Raw genomic sequence first — 17,452 nt, 5'->3', positions numbered from 1 at the left:
CAGCGGCTTCATCGGCCGTTCGGGCCGGCGACGCTCAGCGCGCTTCCCGGCCCGCAGTCCTTCAGCAGGCGCAGCATGTCGTCGGGAGCCAGCGCGACGCAGCCGGCGGTCGGCGCGCGGTCCGGGCGGACGAGGTGCAGGAACACGGCACTGCCCATCCCCGGCACCACCGGGTCGTCATTGTGCCCCATCACCACCACGACGTCGTAGACGTGATCGTCCCGCCACATCTCCTCGTGGCTGGCGGGATAGGGCCGGATGACCGGACGGTTGTAGGCGGGATCCTCCGGCGCGTCGCACCAGCCGTCCTGCTCGGCGATGGGATCGAGCGGCAGCCCGGTCTCCGGCGGAGCCAGCCGGTCGGCACGCCACAGCACGCGACGCAGCGGGAAGCGGCCGACGGGGGTGGCGCCGTCACCCTCCCGCTTGTCGGCACGCACGCCGCCGCGGCCCAGCACACAGGGCACCTCGCCGCCCGGCCAGCGCAGCCAGCCGGTGGTGACCGGTGCGCCGTCATTGCCGCCTTCATCCGGCGTCACGGTGATCTCGATGGTCATCCCGTCACCCGTGTGGTGCTGCCCGCGGCACCCTGCGCCGCCTTGCGCGACTGCTCATACTTGGCGAGGTTGCGCATCATCGTCTCCGACAGCATGTCCGGCGCGACTGGAGTCGGGCCGGCGGCATCGGCTGGCTGGTTGGCCGGTTGGCCGCCCGGTTGTCCGGCGGCGGGCTGGGCCTGGCCGCCATTGGCCGCAGTCGCCCCGGCGGTGCGCGCGTTGGCGGTCACCGCCCCGGGGACCGGCGTCGCATAGCGGGGCACGCTATGCTTCGCCAGCGCGGAGCTGGCCAGCGGCGTGTCGCGCGCCGGCATCTTGCTGGGGTGTGGAGCCGCCCCGGCCGCGAGCTGCGCCGTCAGAACCGGCGAGGCATCCGCGGATTTGGCGGCAGAGGTGGCGGCCGCAAGCCGGACCGGCTGCCCGGCAGCGGGCTGTGACGGCGCCGACCCCAGATCGGCCGGCTTGGCGGCGGCCAGCGCGGCGGCAAGTCCGGCTGCAGGGGCCTGCTGCGCGTTCTGTAACTCCGCGGGGCGCTCCGCGGGGGAGCCGGACGCCGCCGGCCCCCCCGAGGCGTCCGCGACGGCGGTGGAGGCGGCGGGATGGTCACCGCCCCCAAAGCCGAGCGAGGCCATGACCGTTTCGCCGACATCCTGACCCGTCGCCTGTTCGACCACCGCGTTGGCGATGGAGGCCATGCCACCGATCACGCCGCCATACAGCATGTCGCCCATGATCCGCATGGACGGCTGGATGGTGTCGCCGGTGATCTCGCGATAGATGGTGCTGACGATCGGGATGTGCTGCAGCGGGTTGATGATGTCCAGGAAGTCCCAGAAGGACATGTCGCCCTGGATTTCCACCGGGCCGCCATTGTGGCCGTCGCTGATGACCGGCGACGCCTTTTCGCGCGGCGCCGGACGCTGGACGGCGCTGCTGTCGATCGTGGTGGCGTCGATGGCCATGGGCGGTCTCCCGGCTCGGTGGTCACGACAGGTACAGCAAGCGGCGTGCCAAGCCGGGACGCCCGATCCGAAGCGGAATCGACCGATTCGGGAGGATCCGGACGGTCAGCACCCGGAATCCGATTCCCAGTGCGGCCCGGTCAGCAAAAAGCCGGCCAGAGACCGGCAAGAACTGCCGGGCCGGCATGGCGATTCCTGCCCCGCCGGCCCCGGCCTTTCGCCCCGGCCGTTCGGTCAGAACATATGGCCGCTGCGTTCCGCCTTGGTGCGCAGATAGGCCTCGTTGTGGCCGTTGGCCGGGAAGATGTGGGCCACCCGCTCCACCACCGCGATGCCGCAGCGGGCGAGCTGGCGCAGCTTTTCCGGGTTGTTGGTCATCAGCCGCACGGCCTCGAAGCCAAGCTGGCGCAGCATCTCCGCCGCCGGCAGATAGACGCGCTCGTCCGCTTCGAAGCCGAGGATCTCGTTGGCGTCCACCGTGTCGAAGCCACGATCCTGGATGCGGTAGGCGCGCAGCTTGTTGACCAGCCCGATGCCGCGCCCCTCCTGCGCCAGATACAGCAGCACGCCGCTGCCCTGCCGGGCGATCTCGGCGATGGCGCCGCGCAGCTGGTCGCCGCAGTCGCAGCGCAGCGACCCCAGCAGATCGCCGGTGAAGCATTCCGAATGCAGACGGGCCAGCACCGGCTGCTGCGGATCGGGGTCGCCGATGACGATGGCCAGATGCTCCGGTCCGCCGTCGGCCGGGCGGAAGGCGTAGATGCGCGTGTTTTCCGACCCGACCAGCGGCACCCGCGCGTCGGCGACGCGGCGCAGGGTCCGCACCACATGGACACGGTAATCGGCGACGTCCGACGCCCGCACCAGCAGCAGGTCATGCTCTGCCGCCCACTCCGCGGCGCTGATCCGGGCCGACGACGGAAGGTCGGCGGTGATGGCGGCGGGCAGCAGGCGGGCCAGCCGGGCGAGATCCACCGCCGCGGCCTCGCGGCTGCCGGGGCAAGCCTCGGCGGCGGCCAGACCGGCGGGCAGCGCATCCTGGGCCTGCGGATACTGTTCGGGATCGGCCAGCGCGTGAGCCTGGTCGGCGGTCAGCCCGCCGGGCCGGTCGAGCGTCATGGCGCCGAACGCCTCCGCCGCGGCGCCGGGCGCCTGATCGTCGGCGATGTCGCTGACCGGCTGCGCCACGGCGGCGGCGGCCAGCCCCAGCACCACGGCGCGGCGGCGGGTGACCACCAGCCGCGGGGTGCCGCCGGTCAGCGCCTTCAGCCGCTCCACGGCGTCGAGCGCCACCGACTCCACCGACACCGCGGCGCCGACCGTGCCGTCGGCGGTCTCGATCGCCACCACCTCGCCCCGGCGCAGGGCGGCCAGCGCCCGGTCGACGGCGCGCACGGCGGCCTCGTCGATGGGCGCCGCCGCGGCGGCTGCCGTGGGCGTGGACAGGGTGACCGTGGTGGTGGCGGAGGAGCGTTCGGCTTGCATCGTCAGCGGCTTTGCGTAGCGGGTGCGCCGAATAGGGCGCGTAAAACGGGACATGGTGCGTTCGGCGGGCGAAGCAAAGCGCAGGTGGCGCGCCCCTGTCCAGCAATTCCAGCGCGCCACACCGTTGCCGGGGACGCAACGATCCGGCTAGCCTGCCGACGCCGGGACCATCCCGGGCCACCGGCCGGGCGGAGTCGGCCCCTCCCACGGGCCGTTCCGCCGCCCTTGACCATGGGCGCCGGAATGGCGACCGCAGCCCTTCAACCGGGAGCCCGTTCCCCGTGACCACCCTTTCGACGACCCCTGATCCGACCATGTCCGTTCATCTGGTGATGCCGGCCGATCTTGCCGCCGATGCTTATGGCTGCCGCATGGTCGATGCCCTGCGCGCCGCCGGGGCCGGCATCATGCTCCACGCCCTGCCCGGCCCGCACCCGCGGGTCGATCCGTCGGCGATCCTGGCGGCCGACGTCGCGCTGTCGCGGCTGCCCGACGGCGCGCCGGTCCTGCTGGACGGCAACGCCCTGCCCAACCTCGCCGCCAGCCTGCCGGTCGACAGCCGGCGCCTGCGCTTCACCGCACTGATCGAACGCCTGCACTGGACCGAGCCGGGGCTGACCGCCGAAGAGGCCGCCGTGCGCCGCAATCTGGAACAGGGGGCGCTGTCGCTGATGCGCCATGTCGCGGTGCCGGACGAGACCGTCGCCGCCACCCTGCGGGACCTCGGCGTACGGCCCGAGCGGATCGTCCTCGCCGCGGCGGACGCCGGCGGGGCGGCGGCGCTGCTGGCGGTTCTGTAGTAAGGCCCATCTGGAAGGCCCACCCTCTTCGCCACAAGCCATCACGACAATCCACCGGCGCCATGCTACTAAGGCGCCGCCCCCGGCCCTGCCGGCGTCAATCTTCGACTTCCGACTTCGTGCCGCGGACCATGACCATCGCAAAGCGCATCCTCCTGGTCGACGACGACACCGCCCTGCGCCAGTCGCTGGCGGAGCAGCTTCGCCTGCTGGAGGAGCTTGAGACGGAGGAGGCCGGCGACGGCGCCGGCGCGCTGAACGCGGTCCGCAAGGCGGGCGAGGCCGGAACCGGCTTCTCCGCCATCCTGCTCGACGTCGGACTGCCGGACATGGACGGGCGCGACGTCTGCAAGCTGCTGCGGCGCGAGGGGGTGCGCTGCCCCATCATCATGCTGACCGCCTCGGCCAGCGATGCCGACACCATCCTGGGGCTGGAATCCGGCGCCAGCGATTATGTGACCAAGCCCTTCCGCCTGGGGGTGCTGATCGCCCGGCTGCGCGCCCAGCTGCGCCAGTTCGAGCAGACGGAGGACGCGGTCTTCGCCATCGGCCCCTACAGCTTCCGCCCCGGCGCCAAGCTGCTGCTGGACGAGGCTACCAACCGCAGGATCCGCCTGACCGAGAAGGAAACGGCGATCCTGAAATACCTGTACCGGGCCGGCGATCTGGTGGTCGGGCGCGAAACCCTGCTGGGCGAGGTCTGGGGCTACAACGCGGCGGTCACCACCCACACGCTGGAGACCCACGTCTATCGCCTGCGCCAGAAGATCGAGGCCGATCCGTCCAACGCCCGCATCCTGGTGACGGAACCCGGCGGCTACCGGCTGGTGCCCTGAGCCGCCTTCCGGGTCAGCCTCCTGGCCGTCTCCCCGATCAGCGCCGGCCGACCGAGGCCAGTTCGCGCCGGCTGCCCCGTTCGGCGATGGTGACCTCGCCGGCAAAGCCCAACCAGCGGCGACGCTCGCCCATCTGCGGCCCGCCCGAAAGCTTGCCCAGCCGGGCCACGCCGAGTCCGCAGGCCGAAGGGCCGCCCCACAGGCCGCGCCCGCGCGGCACCACCGGCAGCAGCCGCAGCTTGCGGCCGACGATGGCCATCCGGCGGCGCCAATGGGTGACGTCGTGCGGCGACACGCCGACGCGCCGGGCGATCTCGCGGTCGGACAGCAGGGCGCTGCCGGGGTCCTGCAGCAGGTCCAGCACCGCGCGGCGCTTGTCGCTGTCGGTATGGCGGGAGTGTTTGCGCTCCAGCGCCTTGCCCATGTCCCACAGCTTTTCCGCCGTCTCGCGCGCCAGGGTGCGCCAGCGGTCGGCCTCCTCGCGCTGGCGGTCGGCATCGCCCGCCGCCTTGTCGAGTTGCCGCCGCAGGGTGGCGAGTTCCAGTTCCAGGTCCTTCACCTGCCGGCGCAGGCCGCGGACCAGTTCGTCGGGCGGCGGCGGCGGGGCCGGCGCACCGGCGGGTTCGGCAGGTTGGGCGGTGGGCGGCGGCTCGGCGGCGGGCGGCACCGGCGTGCGGGCGCGCTCCGCCAGATCGCGGAAGGACAGCCCGGCGCGGGACAGCATGATGCGGGCGGCGCGCAGGGCGGACAGCGCCTCGCCCTGATGCTCCGACTCGGCCATGGCGAGGACTTTGGCGAGCTTGTCAGGATCCATCCGCGTCGGGTTCCGCCGGAGCCGGTCCCCACCCGCGCGGGGACCCTTTGGGAGTCATGCCGCGCAATGCGCGACGAGCCCCAACCTACCACATCTTATGGGTTTGGACAGATGCCCTTCGTAGGGTGTCGACTCGCGACACGGCCTGTTCGGAAGTCTTGTCCCCGATCCGTGGGATCCGCCCGGAAGAGATCAGCGGGGGAGAGATTTGCTAGACTTGGGCAAGCGGGGCCGCCACGATGGCGCCGTCATGACCGTTCGTTCCACCATCAATTCCGCGCAACCGCCCGCTCCTGAAGAGTCCGGCGGCGGGTCCCCCTTCATCGTACGCTTCTGGGGCGTGCGCGGCAGCATCGCGTCGCCCGGCCCGGCCACCGTGCGCTATGGCGGCAACACCGCCTGCATCGAGGTGCGCTGCGGCGGCGCCCACATCGTCTTCGACTGCGGCACCGGCATCCGGCCGCTGGGCGAGTCGCTGGTGCGCGACGGCGGGCCGGTGGACATCGACCTGCTGCTGACCCACAGCCATCTCGACCATATCAGCGGCCTGCCCTTTTTCGCGCCGGCCTTCGACCCGGCCGGCCGCCTGCGGCTGTGGTCCGGGCATCTGCCGCCGGAACGGCCGTTCCGCACCGTGCTGGCCGATATGATGACGGCGCCGCTGTTCCCGGTGCCGGTCGAGATCTTCCGTGCCGACTGCCAGTTCCGCGATTTCCAGGCCGGCCAGACGCTGGAGCTGGCGCCGGGTGTGCCAGCGGGAGTGGTGGTGCGCACCTGCCGCCTGAACCATCCCGACGGCGCCACCGGCTACCGGGTGGAGCATGGCGGCCGCAGCCTGTGCGTCCTGACCGACACCGAGCATCCGGCCGAAGGACGCGACCCGGTGATCCTGGAGTTGCTGCGCGGTGCCGACGTGATGGTGTATGACAGCACCTACACCGACGCCGAATACCCGTCGCGCGTCGGCTGGGGCCATTCGACCTGGCAGGAATGCCTGCGGCTGGCCGAGGCGGCCGGAGTCGGCCGCGCGGTGATCTTCCACCACGACCCGGCCCGCACCGACGACGCGCTGGACGCCATCGCAGCCGAGGCGGCGGCGATGCGCCCCGGATCCCTGGTGGCCTATGAAGGGATGGAACTGTGCCTGTAGGATCGGCGCTATCCGTACCAGTTGAATCCTGAACAATCGGTTCCACTGAGCAAAAGCGCTTGTGCGTGTTCATTACGCCACAGGTTGCTTTGTCACACTGGCCTCCTGTGACAATCTTGGTATTAGATCGGCGTGCAACCCCGCCACGATTGGGGCGGGCGGGGTCGTTGATGCGTGCAAAGCTTGGGGGGAAGAGCGATGCGCATGACCGGTCGTGCCTTGGGTATTCTCGCCGTGCTGACCGTCGCGACGCAGCTTGGCGGCTGCGCCACCGCGCCACCGCTGGAAAGCGCCAAGTTCGACGGCGAACCGCGCAGCGTGGTCCTGCAGCATCCCGCCAGCGGCGAGTCGGCGTCCGTCACCTACTGGCGCCCCGGCGACGGGTATGACCCGGCCGCGATGCGCGAGATCGCCGTCCTGTTCCGCGACCGCCGCAGCGACGAGGTGATCCCGGTCGATCCGGCCCTGGTCGATATGCTGGTGGAGCTGCGCCAGCGCGTCGGCGCGTCGGCGGAGTCGCCGATCCGCCTCACCTCCGGCTACCGGTCGAGCGCGACCAACGCCAGCCTCGCCCGGACGAACCCGAACGTCGCCGAGAACTCCTATCACATGCGCGGTCAGGCGGCGGACTTCTCCATCGCCGGCATCCCGCCCTCGCGGCTGGCGGAGGAAGCGGCGGCGATGCAGCGCGGCGGCTACGCCATGTACGCCCACACCGGCCATGTCCATGTCGATACCGGCCCCTTCCGCACCTGGACGCCGAAGACCGGCGAACCGCGCGCGCCGCAGATCCTGGAGGCGCAAGCCCGCGCCCGTGCCAGGGCCCAGGCGCTCGCCATGAAGCATGGCGGCGGCAAGGGCCGCGTGCAGGTGGCCGAGGCCACGGCCAAGGCGGTCAAACCGGGCAAGCCGCCGGCGAAACCCGCCAAGGCTCCGGCCAAGTCCGCCGTCCGGGCGGCGGCGCCCGATCTGTCGCGCGTCCGCGTGGCGCTGGCCCAGGTCAAGGAAATGCCGGTACAGAAGACGGCGAAACGCTAAACTCGGGGCGCAGTCCCGTCACCCGCGCACCGGTACCGTCATGACCACCCTGCTGATCCTCCGCCACGGCCCCACCGCCTGGAACGCCGAAGGGCGCATCCAGGGCAGCATCGACGAGCCGCTGTCCGACGCCGGCCGCGCGCGGGTCGCCCGCTATCGCCTGCCGCCCGAGTCGGCCGGTCTGCGCTGGGTCGCCAGCCCGAAGCGCCGGGCCTGGGAGACCGCGACCCTGCTCGGCCTCGATCCCACGCCGGAGCCGCGGATCGTCGAAATGGACTGGGGCGAGTGGGAAGGCCAGCGCACCGAGGAATTGCGCGCCGACGGCCGCATGCCGGCCCGCCACGACCGGCTGGGTCTGGACTTCAAGGCGCCCGGCGGCGAAAGCCCGCGCGAGGTGCAGGCCCGTCTGCGCTCCTGGCTGGCCGATCTGGCGGCGGAGGGCCGCCCCACCGGCGCCGTCGCCCACAACGGCATCCTGCGGGCGCTCTATTCGCTCGCCACCGGCTGGGACATGCGCGACGACCCGGCGGAGGAGTTGCGCAACGGCTGCGCCCACCTGTTCCGCATCGCCAAGGACGGCGCGCCGGAGTTGGTTCGGTTGAACATCAGCCTGCTGGAGTAAGGGGGCACGACAGCCCCCTCCCCCATCACACGTTCAGATCTCAGACGGCCAGATCTCAAACGTTCAGATCGACGATCACCGGCACATGGTCCGACGGCTTGGGCTCCCAGCCGCGGGCGTCGCGCAGCACCTTGATGCCCGCCAGCGCGCCTTCCAGCGGCGGGGTCACCCAGATGTGGTCCAGGCGCCGGCCGCGGTTGGAGGCGGCCCAGTCCTTCGCCCGGTAGCTCCACCAGGTGTAGAGCTTCTCCTCCGGCGGAACGAAGCGGCGCAGGGCATCGACCCAGCCGGCAGACGCCTGCATCGCCGCCAGCTTCTCCACCTCGATCGGCGTGTGGGAAACCACCGACAGCAATTCCCTATGGCTCCAGACGTCCTGTTCCAAGGGCGCGATGTTCAGGTCGCCGACCAGAACCATCGGCCGGTCGGACCTCCGCTCCGTGCCCAGCCAGTGGGTCATCTCGTCGAGGAACTGGAGCTTGTGGGCGAACTTGTCGTTCACCGCCGGGTCGGGGATGTCGCCGCCCGCGGGGATGTAGACGCAATGCAGCTCGATCCCGCCCGGCAGATGGGCCAGCGCGTGGCGGCAGTCCTGCTTGCCGCACCAGTGCTGGACGTTTTGCGACTCGAAGGGCAGACGGGACAGGATGGCGACGCCGTTGTAGCTCTTCATCCCGTGGATGTGGGCGTGGACATAGCCGCGCTCCGCCAGCGGGCCGAGCGGGAAGTCGGCGTCCACCACCTTGGTTTCCTGCAGACAGATCACGTCCGGCCGCTCCTCCTCCATCAGGCGGAGGAGGAGGTCCAGACGCATGCGGACCGAATTGATGTTCCAGGTCGCGATGCGCATTGCCGGCGGCTCAGGCGATGGTCAGGGTCAGGGTGCCGACGCCTTCGACCTCACCGGTCAGCACGTCGCCGGCCACCACCGGGCCGACGCCCTCCGGCGTGCCGGTATAGATCACGTCGCCCGGCTGCAGTTCGACGAACCCGGACAGGTAGGAGATCGTCTCCGCCACCGACCAGATCAGGTCGGACAGGTCGCCCTTCTGCCGCGGCTCGCCGTTCACCTGCAGGGTGACCGCCCCCTTGGCCGGATGGCCGATGTCGGCGACGGTGCGGATGGCGGAGCAGGGTGCCGACTGGTCGAACCCCTTGCCCATGTCCCAGGGCTTGCCTTCCTTCTTGGCGGCGCCCTGCAGATCACGCCGGGTCATGTCGAGCCCGACGGCATAGCCGAACACATGGTCCAGAGCCCGGTCGACCGGGATGTCGCGCCCGCCGGCGCCAATCGCCACCACCAGTTCGATCTCGTGATGCAGGTTGGCGGTCTTCGGCGGATAGTGGATGGTGGCGCCGTCGGCGACGATGGCGTCGGCCGGCTTCATGAAGAAGAAGGGCGGCTCGCGGTCGGGATCGGCGCCCATCTCGCGCGCATGGGCGGCATAGTTGCGGCCGACGCAATAGATGCGACGCACCGGAAACGGATCGCCGCCCACAACGGGGACGGCCGGCTGGGACCACAGGGGAATGGCGAAGGCCATGGCATCGGCTCTCTGGTTGGAACGCTTACCCACAGCTAACCCGAAAGCTGGCAACGGACCAAGCGCCCAACCATCCGCCCTGCCCTGCAAATCGGTTCGGCGCCCCGGACAGGAGGCGGCCAAAAACGAAGACGCCCGGTCTGGGGGGGACCGGGCGTCGGAAGCTCCGATTCGGGAACCCGCGCGCGGCAGGGGAAACCGCTGGGCGGGCGATCGGCGTCGAATCGGCGTCGATCACTTCTTGACTCTTCAAGATGGAATTTGTACGCGTTCCCACCAATACGCTTGGCGCATATCTGGTATGCATAGCCTGTTGTCTGTGCGGTTCTTGCTGACAAACGAAAGCCTTGCCCGCATTTTATCCGTTCATCCGATAATTCATCCAAAATATGGCATCCACGGTGACTGACAACGAGCGTTCCACCCCCGCCGACCGGCGGTCGCGTCTGCGGCCCGGCAAGAACGGCAAGCTCGCCCTTGGCCCCCTTCCGGAGCTGGTGGGTTACAACCTGCGCAAGGCTCAGGTCGCGGTGTTCCAGAGCTTTCAGAATGCGGTCGCTCCGCATGACATCACGCCCGGCCAGTTCGGCGTGCTGATCATGATCCGGGAGAACGAGGGGCTGTCGCAGTCCGACCTGGGCACGGCGGTCGGCATCGACCGGTCGACGATGGTCGCTGTGATCGACCGTCTCGAGTCGCGCGGCCTCGTCGTGCGCGCTCCCTCGCCCAACGACCGCCGCTCCTACGCCCTGCGCCTGTCGCCGGAAGGCCAGACGCTGATGGACGACCTGATCCCGCGCGTCCAGGCGCACGACCAGGGCATGGTCAAGGACCTGTCCCCGGAAGAGCAGGCACAGTTCATCGACTTCCTGCGCCGCGTGTCGCGGTCGAAGTAAGGGGCGCCGCCCCTTCCGTTCCAGGCACCGGAAACGACTGACAGCCCGCCCCGCACCGGCATGCGCCGATGTGGGGCGGGCTTTTCTATGGCGTGGCGAGTTGACCCAGAACGCCCTTTTGCCAAAACGATGAGATTGACTGAACCAATTAGGGTCCTGATTTCAGGCTTCAGTCGACTTCGTTGGCAGTCAGGAACATCGCTTTTGAAAGGGCGGCAAAGAACTGCTGGTAAGGCTCCGCATCAGATACCGCGACCAGATTGTATTGCGCGCTCGCGCGCACCGACATTTGGGTTTTGCCGCGCGGGCGAACGGTAACCGTCATGCGCATGGCATAGCCGGACAGCTTGGTTCCGCTGATGATCCCCAACTGCTCGTCGGCCTTATCGATGACGAAGCCCAGATCCTGAAGACTGCTGATTACCGTACGGATCGTCAGGTTGCGGTCACTTGTGTCAAATGCCCGCGTCTGGATCGCACGCAATTCGACCTGGCTCTTGTCGACAGCCATCACCTGTTGCTTCGAGTCCGTTTGACATCCGCCAAGCGGAAGAAATGCAAGTGCGAGTGCCATGGCCAAGCCGCGGACAGACAGAGTGCGGCAATTGGGCATGCTCATATCTGGTGCGCCTCAAGAAAAACGGATTGTGAAAGCTTTTCGAAGAATTGCTGATGGATTTCGGGCTTGTCGATCGTCTCGACGCGCGAGATTTGATTCTTCGTGTTCCAGATTACGCGCTGGAATGTCGCGCGGACGACGATGCCGCTCCGATCGGCCGTAGGGCGCGTCACAATGGAGATCCTGATTTTCTGATTGGCGTCCCACACCGGATCAGCACGTCCTCCCATGGCCGCGACCAGGAGAGCAAAAAAGACCTGTCCGGCAACCTGCCCCGATTCGACCGCATCGCGATCCTTGGACGCGACGATCAGCCCGGCCTTGAGGTTGGTCTCCTCGGTGGTAAACCCCAGGTCCTGCAACACGCCGGCAGATGCCGCGAGGATCGCTTGTTCATCGGCCGTGTCGAAACGCCGGGTTTGCATCTGACGCTGCCCAAGGCTCTCAGCCGCCAGGGTGAGCGCAGCGGCCTGCTGCTGCGCTCCCGGAGTCTGCTGGCAGCCTGCCAACGCCGTTAGGATCAGAGCGGATACGACAACCCGGCATTTCATGCTGCCGCTCCTGTCAGAAGCTGCTGGAGCGGTACGAGAAATCACGGACCCGGCTGTTCTCGTCGAACTTGACGATCACCGTCAACGTCCGCTGTGAGGTGCTGCGCGCGCCCGCGGCGCCGCTGACGCCGGCGCCGCCCAAGGCGCCGCCAATGCCGGCACCGATCGGGCCACCGCCCAGAATCAATGCGTTCACTCCGCCGCTGCTGGAAGAGTACGCGGTTTCCGTCGAGATCTTGTCATAGACCCAGTTCTCGCGCCGACGGTCATCCGTCGTCACCATGTTGGGCGAACCAAGCACCTCCACGACTTCGGCACTCGTCATGCCGATGCGGATCTCGCGCTGCACCTTGCCGACGGTCAGGCGATCGCCATCCTGTGCCTGACGGACGGCCGCCGCATGCTCTCCCGCCGTCTGGCAACCGGCGAGCAGCACCGAGGCAAGCCCCATCGCGGCCAATGAGAAATTCTTGAAGAGCATGGAAAGACCTCGATCTGAAGTAGGATTACGGCTTGGCAGTCGTTTTCGATGCAGCGTCCGGAACCGGCGGAACATCCTCTTCACTTCCCAGTTCCAGGGCGGTCAGGAACATTGCCTTGGACAGAGGTTCAAAGAACAAGTCCTTGTAAAATTCCGGATCGTCCACCTGACTTTCCATTCCAGGATTCATGACCAAGGCATTGGAGCGCACGATCATGCGCGAAGGACCGCGCGGATAAACCGTTGCGGTCATGCGGAGCTTGGCCAGCTTGGTTGCCGAAACTGTTCCGGCAGCCGGTTCGACCTTGTCGATCCCATAGCCAAGATCCTGGAAGGTGGCGATCACCGTTCGCAGGGTCTTGTTCTGATCGGAAGTTTCGAAGGCGCGCGCCTGCATGGCCCTCAACTCGACAGGGCTTTTCTTGCTGAGCACGACCTGCGACTGATTGTTGGTCTGGCAAGCTGCGACGGTAAGCGCCATAGCGCCGAAGATCGCAAAGCGGATGCTCTTGCTCAGTGTCATATCTTGTGAGCCTCAAGGAACGCGCTGGCGGAGAGCTTTTCAAAGAACTCCTGGTAGAGTTGCGGTTCCATCAGCAACTCCGCCTTCCAGGCGTGCCCATGATTATTGACGAGGATTCGGTCGAATGTGGTGCGCACTTCGGTCTGGCGGCCGCCCGACACCGGGTTGGCAATAAACGTCACACGAATGGTCTGTTCCTGGTCCCAGGTGGGATTGTTTGCCACGCCGAGGAGAGCCATTGCAATCGTCAGGCCGATCTGTGCCGCGACCTGCCCACCCTCTTCCGCATTCCGCTGCTTGGATGCGACCACCACGCCGACATCGCTCGACGCCTCGGAAATGGTGAAGCCAAGATCCTGAAGGGTCTGGGTTCCCGCCTCGAGCAGAAGCTTCTCGTTCTCACTGTCGAAACGGCGCGTCTGGAGCGCGCGCATTTCAAGCGCTTTCTCCGGCGGCTTGCCGACCGTTTTCGCCACATCATTCATTGTCTGGCATGCGGACAGCATACCAGCAGCAAGAATGGCCGCAGCCAATCCAATGTGTACACGCACACGAACCTCGACAGCACATCTAAACCATACATCCATAAAACCGAAAGTAGGGTTTTGTTGCAAGAGGAAACACATAAGGGTTAATTCGTCCGATTCCGAACCGTGTTGGTTGTTTCGGCGGCAGTCGGATTATTCGGCAAGACCGCAACTGCGTCATTGACGCATCCACTCACAACATTCGGGCGTAATTCTGCCGCCAGCCACGGATCTGGCGTGCTGCTCTCGGTGCCTCCGGCCAAAGAAACGCCAATAAGGCAAACTGTAGGGAAAAGAAGAAGGCCAGAGCGGATTTTCTGAGAAAATCAACGCTCTGGCCTGAATTCGTGGCGGAGGGAGAGGGATTCGAACCCTCGATACGCTTTTGACGTATACACACTTTCCAGGCGTGCGCCTTCAACCGCTCGGCCACCCCTCCGTAGAGGCCCGCGTTATAGCCAGAGGTTCGCGGCTATGCAAGCCTCCGTTTCACGCAAACGACGTTTTTTTGGCGGCGCGCTAAACCGATCCAGTTTCATCCGCCAATCTCATCCACCAGCGCGCCGACGGTGCGGCACAGCAGGTCCAGATCCTGGGGACGGGACAGGCGGTGGTCGCCGTCCTTCACCAGCGTGACGCGGACGTCGTCGCCGGTCAGCGCCTCGGCGATGCGCAGGCTGAGCTGCCAGGGCACGTCGGGGTCACGCTGGCCGTGCAGCAGGCGGACGGGGCCGTCGAAGGCGATGGGGCCGCGCAGCAGAAGGTGGGTGCGGCCGTCCTCGATCAGGGCGCGGGTGATCGGCTGCGGCTCCGGGCCGTACTCCGACGGGCGATTCCAGACGCCCTCCTCCATGATCTGCCGGCGGACATCGGCGTCGAAGATGTCCCACATCAGGTCTTCGGTGAAGTCGGGGGCCGGGGCGATACCGACCAGCCCGGCCACCCGCTCCGGCCGGCGCGTCGCCGCCAACAGCATCATCCATCCGCCCATCGAGGATCCGACCAGGATCTGCGGCCCCGTCGTCACCTGGTCCAGCACCGCCAGCGCGTCGTCGGCCCACAGGCCGATGGTGCCGTCGGCGAAGCGGCCGCTGGAGGCGCCGTGGCCCTGATAGTCGAAGCGGGTGAAGGACAGGCCGCGCTCCACTGCCCAGGCTTCCAAAGACGTCGCCTTGCCGCCGGTCATGTCGGACATGAAGCCGCCCAGAAACATGACGCCCGGCTTGCCCTGCCCGGACGGGCCAGCAGGGGTGTGGTGATAGGCTATGGTCGCGGCACCGCGCGTTAGGCTATGGTGCGCGCCGCCCGGATGGGCTGCGGTTTCGGTCATACGGTCACCTTCGACAAACGGACACCGGCACGCGGTCGGGCACCGGGCTCGACGGCGATCCGGCATGCCGGGGCCCGCGGCCGGTTCCGGGCCGCCCCTTGCGAGCAGCCGGCATCATGGATTTCGACCCCCACCTTACCACCGACCAGTCCCCGCGCAACGCGGACCCCCACCAAGCCCCTCCCGCACCCAACTGGCCGGGTGGCCGGGCGCCGACGGTGCTGCAGGTGGTGCCGACGCTGGTCACCGGCGGGGCGGAGCGCGGCTGCATCGACATGGCGCTCGCCCTGCAGGCCGCCGGCGGCAAGCCGCTGGTGGCGTCGGAGGGCGGGCCGATGGTGCGCGAGCTGGACCGCGCCCGCATCACCCACCTGACGCTGCCGCTGGCCTCCAAGAACCCGCTGGTCATCCGCCGCAATGCCCGCCGGCTGGCCGCCATCATCCGCGAGCACAAGGTGGACATCGTCCACGCCCGCTCCCGCGCGCCGGCCTGGAGCGCGTGGCTGGCCTGCCGGGAGACCGGCGCCCGCTACATGACCACCTTCCACGCCCCCTACAATTTCGGCACGGGTCCCGTCGGCGGCCGGCTGAAGCGCTGGTACAACTCGGTGATGGCGCGGGGCGAGCGGGTGATCGCCATCTCCGGCTTCATCCGCGACCATGTGCTGGGCAATTACCCGGTCGATCCGCAGCGGGTGCGCGTCATCCACCGCGGCATCGACCGCGGCGTCTTCGCCCCCGACCGGGTCAGCCCGACGCGGCTGGTGACGCTCGCCAAGCAATGGAACCTGCCGGACGACCGGCCGGTGATCCTGCTGCCCGGCCGGCTGACCCGCTGGAAGGGCCAGACCGTGCTGATCGACGCGCTGGCCAAGCTGGGGCGCAAGGACGTGCTGGCCCTGCTGGTCGGCTCCGACCAGGGCCGCACCGGCTACCGGGAGGAGCTGGAGAACCGCATCGCCAACGCCGGCCTGCGCGGCGTGGTGCGGATGACCGACCATTGCAGCGACATGGCCGCGGCCTACCTGTTGTCGACGGTGGTCGTCTCCGCTTCGCGCGAGCCGGAAGCCTTCGGGCGGGTGATCGTGGAGGCGCAGGCGATGGGCAAGCCGGTGATCGTCTCGGCCATCGGCGCCTATCAGGAGACCGTCGTCCCCGGTGAAACCGCCTGGGTGGTGCCGCCCGACGATCCCGACGCCCTTGCCCGGGCGCTGGACGAGGCGCTGTCGCTGACCCCGGAGCAGCGCGAGGCCATCGGCGCCCGCGCCATCGCCTTCGTCGCCGACCGCTACACCAAGGACCGCATGTGCGCCGACACGCTGGCGGTCTATGCGGAGTTGCTGCAACCACGCTGAGATCGGCCTGTCGATGCAATCCGATCGACGCAATCCGATCCCTGACCCACCCATCACAAACCCTTCCATCAAACCGACCGGACACCATGGCCGACATCCGACAGATTTCCGGCATCGCCGAAGTCATCGACCAGTATGACGGGTTCATCCTGGACCTGTGGGGCGTGCTGCATGACGGCGAACGGCCCTATCCCGGCGTGCCCGACTGCCTGGACCGCATGCGCGCCGCCGGCAAGACGATCTGCCTGCTGTCCAACGCGCCGCGCCGCACCACCGGCGTGATCGAGAAGCTGGACGGCATGGGGCTGGGGCGCGAGCGCTACGACCATGTCATGACCTCGGGCGAGGCGACCTACGAGGCGCTGCGCGACCGCGACGATCCCTGGCACGCAGCCCTTGGCCGCCGGCTCTACCACATCGGGCCGGAGCGGGACACCGACGTCTATGAAGGGCTCGGCTACCGGATCGCGGCAACCCCGGAGGAGGCGGATTTCGTCGTCAACACCGGCATCGTCACCTTCGGCGAGACGGTGGCGGATTATCAGCCGCAGCTGGATGCCTGCCTCGCCGCCGGGCTGCCGATGATCTGCGCAAACCCCGATCTGGTGGTGATGGTCGGGCCGATGCTGGTGATCTGCGCCGGCACGCTGGCCGCCCGCTACGAGGAGATGGGCGGCAATGTGCGCCAGCACGGCAAGCCCCATGCCCCGGTCTATGAACGCTGCTTCAAGCTGCTGGGGATCGACGACAGCAGCCGCATCCTGGCGGTCGGCGACAGCCTGCGCACCGATGTCGCCGGCGCCAATGCCGCCGGAATCGACGTGGCGCTGGTCACCGCCGGCATCCATCAGGAGGAACTGGGGGGCGCTGCCTGGGGGGCCGCGGTCGATCCGGTCAATCTGCGCGCTCTGGCCGATGCGTCGGGGCACATGCCCACCTACGCGGTGCCCAGCCTGCGCTGGTAATTCGTCAAGACGGGAGCGCGCAGGCGTCCTGCCCGCGTTCCCGTCTCAATCCAGCGGGACGGCGTCGTCCATCGCCTTGCCGAGCAGGGGTGACTGGCCGTCTTCGGCAAAGCCGCGATTGCCGATCGCGGTGCGGTAATAGCTGACGATGAAGACGCGGATGGAGGCGGTCAGATTGGCCTCGCCCCGCCGCTCGTCGATCTGGGTGCAGATTTCGTTCAGCGTCAGCCTTTCACGCTCGCAGATTTCCTTCAGCGAGTCCCAGATGTAAGGCTCCATCCTCAGGCTGGTACGGCGACCGCTTACCTTGACATTGCGGCAGAGCAGCCCCGGTCCTTCCTTACCCCTGCTCGCGCCCGTTCCCCCCATCGGAAACCCCGTTCCCCATCCGTTGCGT

General features: G+C 68.3%; 21 protein-coding genes and 1 tRNA gene. 8 read left to right on the top strand and 14 right to left on the bottom strand.

Annotated elements, in window-relative coordinates:
- Nucleotides 1-8: 8 nt before the first annotated feature.
- The 3 genes from TSO5_RS09350 to ribA form a co-directional block, all read right to left on the bottom strand.
- Nucleotides 9-557, bottom strand: a complete 549-nt coding sequence (locus TSO5_RS09350) for a L,D-transpeptidase family protein (protein ID WP_109151323.1) — start codon at nucleotides 555-557, stop codon at nucleotides 9-11.
- The gene (locus tag TSO5_RS09345) at nucleotides 554-1,519 is read right to left on the bottom strand and encodes a hypothetical protein (protein ID WP_109151322.1); all 966 of its coding nucleotides are present in this window, start codon (nucleotides 1,517-1,519) and stop codon (nucleotides 554-556) included. Before TSO5_RS09345 ends, TSO5_RS09350 begins: the two co-directional genes overlap by 4 nt.
- 234 nt (nucleotides 1,520-1,753) lie before the next feature.
- Complete coding sequence (gene ribA / locus TSO5_RS09340) at nucleotides 1,754-3,004, bottom strand: GTP cyclohydrolase II (RefSeq protein WP_109151321.1); 1,251 nt, start codon at nucleotides 3,002-3,004, stop codon at nucleotides 1,754-1,756.
- Nucleotides 3,005-3,285: 281 nt separating this feature from the next.
- Between ribA and TSO5_RS09335 the strand changes: the two genes are divergently transcribed.
- Entirely contained in the window at nucleotides 3,286-3,804 is a 519-nt protein-coding gene (locus tag TSO5_RS09335) for a glycosyl transferase (RefSeq protein ID WP_247870667.1), read from the top strand.
- A gap of 131 nt (nucleotides 3,805-3,935) precedes the next feature.
- Nucleotides 3,936-4,640 carry a response regulator transcription factor gene (locus TSO5_RS09330; protein WP_109151320.1) on the top strand — a complete coding sequence of 235 codons (705 nt, stop codon included), beginning with the start codon at nucleotides 3,936-3,938 and terminating at the stop codon, nucleotides 4,638-4,640.
- Between the two features lie 37 nt (nucleotides 4,641-4,677).
- Here TSO5_RS09330 and TSO5_RS09325 read toward each other — a convergent pair whose 3' ends face one another.
- The gene (locus tag TSO5_RS09325; RefSeq protein ID WP_109151319.1) at nucleotides 4,678-5,454 is read right to left on the bottom strand and encodes a hypothetical protein; all 777 of its coding nucleotides are present in this window, start codon (nucleotides 5,452-5,454) and stop codon (nucleotides 4,678-4,680) included.
- A gap of 250 nt (nucleotides 5,455-5,704) precedes the next feature.
- Between TSO5_RS09325 and TSO5_RS09320 the strand changes: the two genes are divergently transcribed.
- The 3 genes from TSO5_RS09320 to TSO5_RS09310 all read left to right on the top strand — a co-directional run bounded on the left by TSO5_RS09320 (nucleotide 5,705) and on the right by TSO5_RS09310 (nucleotide 8,264).
- Complete coding sequence (locus TSO5_RS09320; RefSeq protein WP_109151350.1) at nucleotides 5,705-6,604, top strand: MBL fold metallo-hydrolase; 900 nt, start codon at nucleotides 5,705-5,707, stop codon at nucleotides 6,602-6,604.
- A gap of 204 nt (nucleotides 6,605-6,808) precedes the next feature.
- Complete coding sequence (locus tag TSO5_RS09315) at nucleotides 6,809-7,642, top strand: DUF882 domain-containing protein (protein WP_247870666.1); 834 nt, start codon at nucleotides 6,809-6,811, stop codon at nucleotides 7,640-7,642.
- 40 nt (nucleotides 7,643-7,682) lie between these two features.
- Entirely contained in the window at nucleotides 7,683-8,264 is a 582-nt protein-coding gene (locus TSO5_RS09310; protein ID WP_109151317.1) for a histidine phosphatase family protein, read from the top strand.
- A 55-nt stretch (nucleotides 8,265-8,319) separates the two neighbouring features.
- Here the strand turns inward: TSO5_RS09310 and xth are convergent, their stop codons facing one another.
- Nucleotides 8,320-9,114 carry an exodeoxyribonuclease III gene (gene xth, locus TSO5_RS09305; protein WP_109151316.1) on the bottom strand — a complete coding sequence of 265 codons (795 nt, stop codon included), beginning with the start codon at nucleotides 9,112-9,114 and terminating at the stop codon, nucleotides 8,320-8,322.
- A gap of 10 nt (nucleotides 9,115-9,124) precedes the next feature.
- Nucleotides 9,125-9,808 carry a fumarylacetoacetate hydrolase family protein gene (locus TSO5_RS09300; protein WP_109151315.1) on the bottom strand — a complete coding sequence of 228 codons (684 nt, stop codon included), beginning with the start codon at nucleotides 9,806-9,808 and terminating at the stop codon, nucleotides 9,125-9,127.
- Between the two features lie 401 nt (nucleotides 9,809-10,209).
- Here TSO5_RS09300 and TSO5_RS09295 point away from each other — a divergent pair, with 401 nt between their 5' ends.
- Nucleotides 10,210-10,704 (top strand): MarR family transcriptional regulator, encoded by a 495-nt coding sequence (locus TSO5_RS09295; protein ID WP_244560711.1) that lies wholly within the window; start codon nucleotides 10,210-10,212, stop codon nucleotides 10,702-10,704.
- Between the two features lie 169 nt (nucleotides 10,705-10,873).
- On the opposite strand, the gene TSO5_RS09290 is transcribed toward TSO5_RS09295, so the two are convergent.
- The 7 genes from TSO5_RS09290 to TSO5_RS09260 all read right to left on the bottom strand — a co-directional run bounded on the left by TSO5_RS09290 (nucleotide 10,874) and on the right by TSO5_RS09260 (nucleotide 14,735).
- Complete coding sequence (locus TSO5_RS09290; RefSeq protein WP_247870665.1) at nucleotides 10,874-11,215, bottom strand: hypothetical protein; 342 nt, start codon at nucleotides 11,213-11,215, stop codon at nucleotides 10,874-10,876.
- 104 nt (nucleotides 11,216-11,319) lie between these two features.
- Nucleotides 11,320-11,874, bottom strand: a complete 555-nt coding sequence (locus TSO5_RS09285) for a hypothetical protein (protein WP_109151314.1) — start codon at nucleotides 11,872-11,874, stop codon at nucleotides 11,320-11,322.
- Nucleotides 11,875-11,887: 13 nt separating this feature from the next.
- Nucleotides 11,888-12,355 carry a hypothetical protein gene (locus tag TSO5_RS09280; protein WP_109151313.1) on the bottom strand — a complete coding sequence of 156 codons (468 nt, stop codon included), beginning with the start codon at nucleotides 12,353-12,355 and terminating at the stop codon, nucleotides 11,888-11,890.
- A 25-nt stretch (nucleotides 12,356-12,380) separates the two neighbouring features.
- A complete protein-coding gene (locus tag TSO5_RS09275) occupies nucleotides 12,381-12,878 on the bottom strand; it encodes a hypothetical protein (protein WP_199230838.1) in 498 nt (165 codons plus the stop codon).
- Nucleotides 12,875-13,411: a hypothetical protein gene (locus TSO5_RS09270; RefSeq protein ID WP_146203718.1), complete on the bottom strand. Its 537-nt coding sequence runs from the start codon at nucleotides 13,409-13,411 to the stop codon at nucleotides 12,875-12,877. Before TSO5_RS09270 ends, TSO5_RS09275 begins: the two co-directional genes overlap by 4 nt.
- A gap of 342 nt (nucleotides 13,412-13,753) precedes the next feature.
- Nucleotides 13,754-13,844: transfer RNA gene (locus tag TSO5_RS09265), tRNA-Ser, on the bottom strand.
- 96 nt (nucleotides 13,845-13,940) lie between these two features.
- Nucleotides 13,941-14,735, bottom strand: coding sequence for an alpha/beta hydrolase (locus TSO5_RS09260; RefSeq protein ID WP_109151311.1), 795 nt, complete (start codon nucleotides 14,733-14,735; stop codon nucleotides 13,941-13,943).
- 116 nt (nucleotides 14,736-14,851) lie between these two features.
- Between TSO5_RS09260 and TSO5_RS09255 the strand changes: the two genes are divergently transcribed.
- Nucleotides 14,852-16,090 (top strand): glycosyltransferase family 4 protein, encoded by a 1,239-nt coding sequence (locus TSO5_RS09255; RefSeq protein WP_109151310.1) that lies wholly within the window; start codon nucleotides 14,852-14,854, stop codon nucleotides 16,088-16,090.
- 86 nt (nucleotides 16,091-16,176) lie between these two features.
- Entirely contained in the window at nucleotides 16,177-17,055 is an 879-nt protein-coding gene (locus tag TSO5_RS09250; RefSeq protein ID WP_109151309.1) for a TIGR01459 family HAD-type hydrolase, read from the top strand.
- A gap of 45 nt (nucleotides 17,056-17,100) precedes the next feature.
- Here TSO5_RS09250 and TSO5_RS09245 read toward each other — a convergent pair whose 3' ends face one another.
- Nucleotides 17,101-17,424, bottom strand: a complete 324-nt coding sequence (locus TSO5_RS09245) for a ribbon-helix-helix domain-containing protein (protein WP_109076016.1) — start codon at nucleotides 17,422-17,424, stop codon at nucleotides 17,101-17,103.
- Nucleotides 17,425-17,452 lie beyond the last annotated feature (28 nt).

The organism is Azospirillum sp. TSO5 (assembly GCF_003116065.1).
Classification (GTDB): domain Bacteria; phylum Pseudomonadota; class Alphaproteobacteria; order Azospirillales; family Azospirillaceae; genus Azospirillum.
The sequence above is the reverse complement of the archived record's forward strand: the minus strand, read 5'-3'. Positions and strand labels throughout refer to the sequence as shown.

What these genes read in the sequence shown, in the direction of transcription:
- TSO5_RS09350 (WP_109151323.1), bottom strand. Translation starts at nt 557, where the DNA reads ATGACCATCGAGATCACCGTGACGCCGGATGAAGGCGGCAATGACGGC.
- TSO5_RS09345 (WP_109151322.1), bottom strand. Translation starts at nt 1,519, where the DNA reads ATGGCCATCGACGCCACCACGATCGACAGCAGCGCCGTCCAGCGTCCG.
- ribA (WP_109151321.1), bottom strand. Translation starts at nt 3,004, where the DNA reads ATGCAAGCCGAACGCTCCTCCGCCACCACCACGGTCACCCTGTCCACG.
- TSO5_RS09330 (WP_109151320.1), top strand. Translation starts at nt 3,936, where the DNA reads ATGACCATCGCAAAGCGCATCCTCCTGGTCGACGACGACACCGCCCTG.
- TSO5_RS09325 (WP_109151319.1), bottom strand. Translation starts at nt 5,454, where the DNA reads ATGGATCCTGACAAGCTCGCCAAAGTCCTCGCCATGGCCGAGTCGGAG.
- TSO5_RS09320 (WP_109151350.1), top strand. Translation starts at nt 5,705, where the DNA reads ATGACCGTTCGTTCCACCATCAATTCCGCGCAACCGCCCGCTCCTGAA.
- TSO5_RS09315 (WP_247870666.1), top strand. Translation starts at nt 6,809, where the DNA reads ATGACCGGTCGTGCCTTGGGTATTCTCGCCGTGCTGACCGTCGCGACG.
- TSO5_RS09310 (WP_109151317.1), top strand. Translation starts at nt 7,683, where the DNA reads ATGACCACCCTGCTGATCCTCCGCCACGGCCCCACCGCCTGGAACGCC.
- xth (WP_109151316.1), bottom strand. Translation starts at nt 9,114, where the DNA reads ATGCGCATCGCGACCTGGAACATCAATTCGGTCCGCATGCGTCTGGAC.
- TSO5_RS09300 (WP_109151315.1), bottom strand. Translation starts at nt 9,808, where the DNA reads ATGGCCTTCGCCATTCCCCTGTGGTCCCAGCCGGCCGTCCCCGTTGTG.
- TSO5_RS09290 (WP_247870665.1), bottom strand. Translation starts at nt 11,215, where the DNA reads ATGGCTGTCGACAAGAGCCAGGTCGAATTGCGTGCGATCCAGACGCGG.
- TSO5_RS09285 (WP_109151314.1), bottom strand. Translation starts at nt 11,874, where the DNA reads ATGAAATGCCGGGTTGTCGTATCCGCTCTGATCCTAACGGCGTTGGCA.
- TSO5_RS09280 (WP_109151313.1), bottom strand. Translation starts at nt 12,355, where the DNA reads ATGCTCTTCAAGAATTTCTCATTGGCCGCGATGGGGCTTGCCTCGGTG.
- TSO5_RS09275 (WP_199230838.1), bottom strand. Translation starts at nt 12,878, where the DNA reads ATGACACTGAGCAAGAGCATCCGCTTTGCGATCTTCGGCGCTATGGCG.
- TSO5_RS09260 (WP_109151311.1), bottom strand. Translation starts at nt 14,735, where the DNA reads ATGACCGAAACCGCAGCCCATCCGGGCGGCGCGCACCATAGCCTAACG.
- TSO5_RS09255 (WP_109151310.1), top strand. Translation starts at nt 14,852, where the DNA reads ATGGATTTCGACCCCCACCTTACCACCGACCAGTCCCCGCGCAACGCG.
- TSO5_RS09250 (WP_109151309.1), top strand. Translation starts at nt 16,177, where the DNA reads ATGGCCGACATCCGACAGATTTCCGGCATCGCCGAAGTCATCGACCAG.
- TSO5_RS09245 (WP_109076016.1), bottom strand. Translation starts at nt 17,424, where the DNA reads ATGGGGGGAACGGGCGCGAGCAGGGGTAAGGAAGGACCGGGGCTGCTC.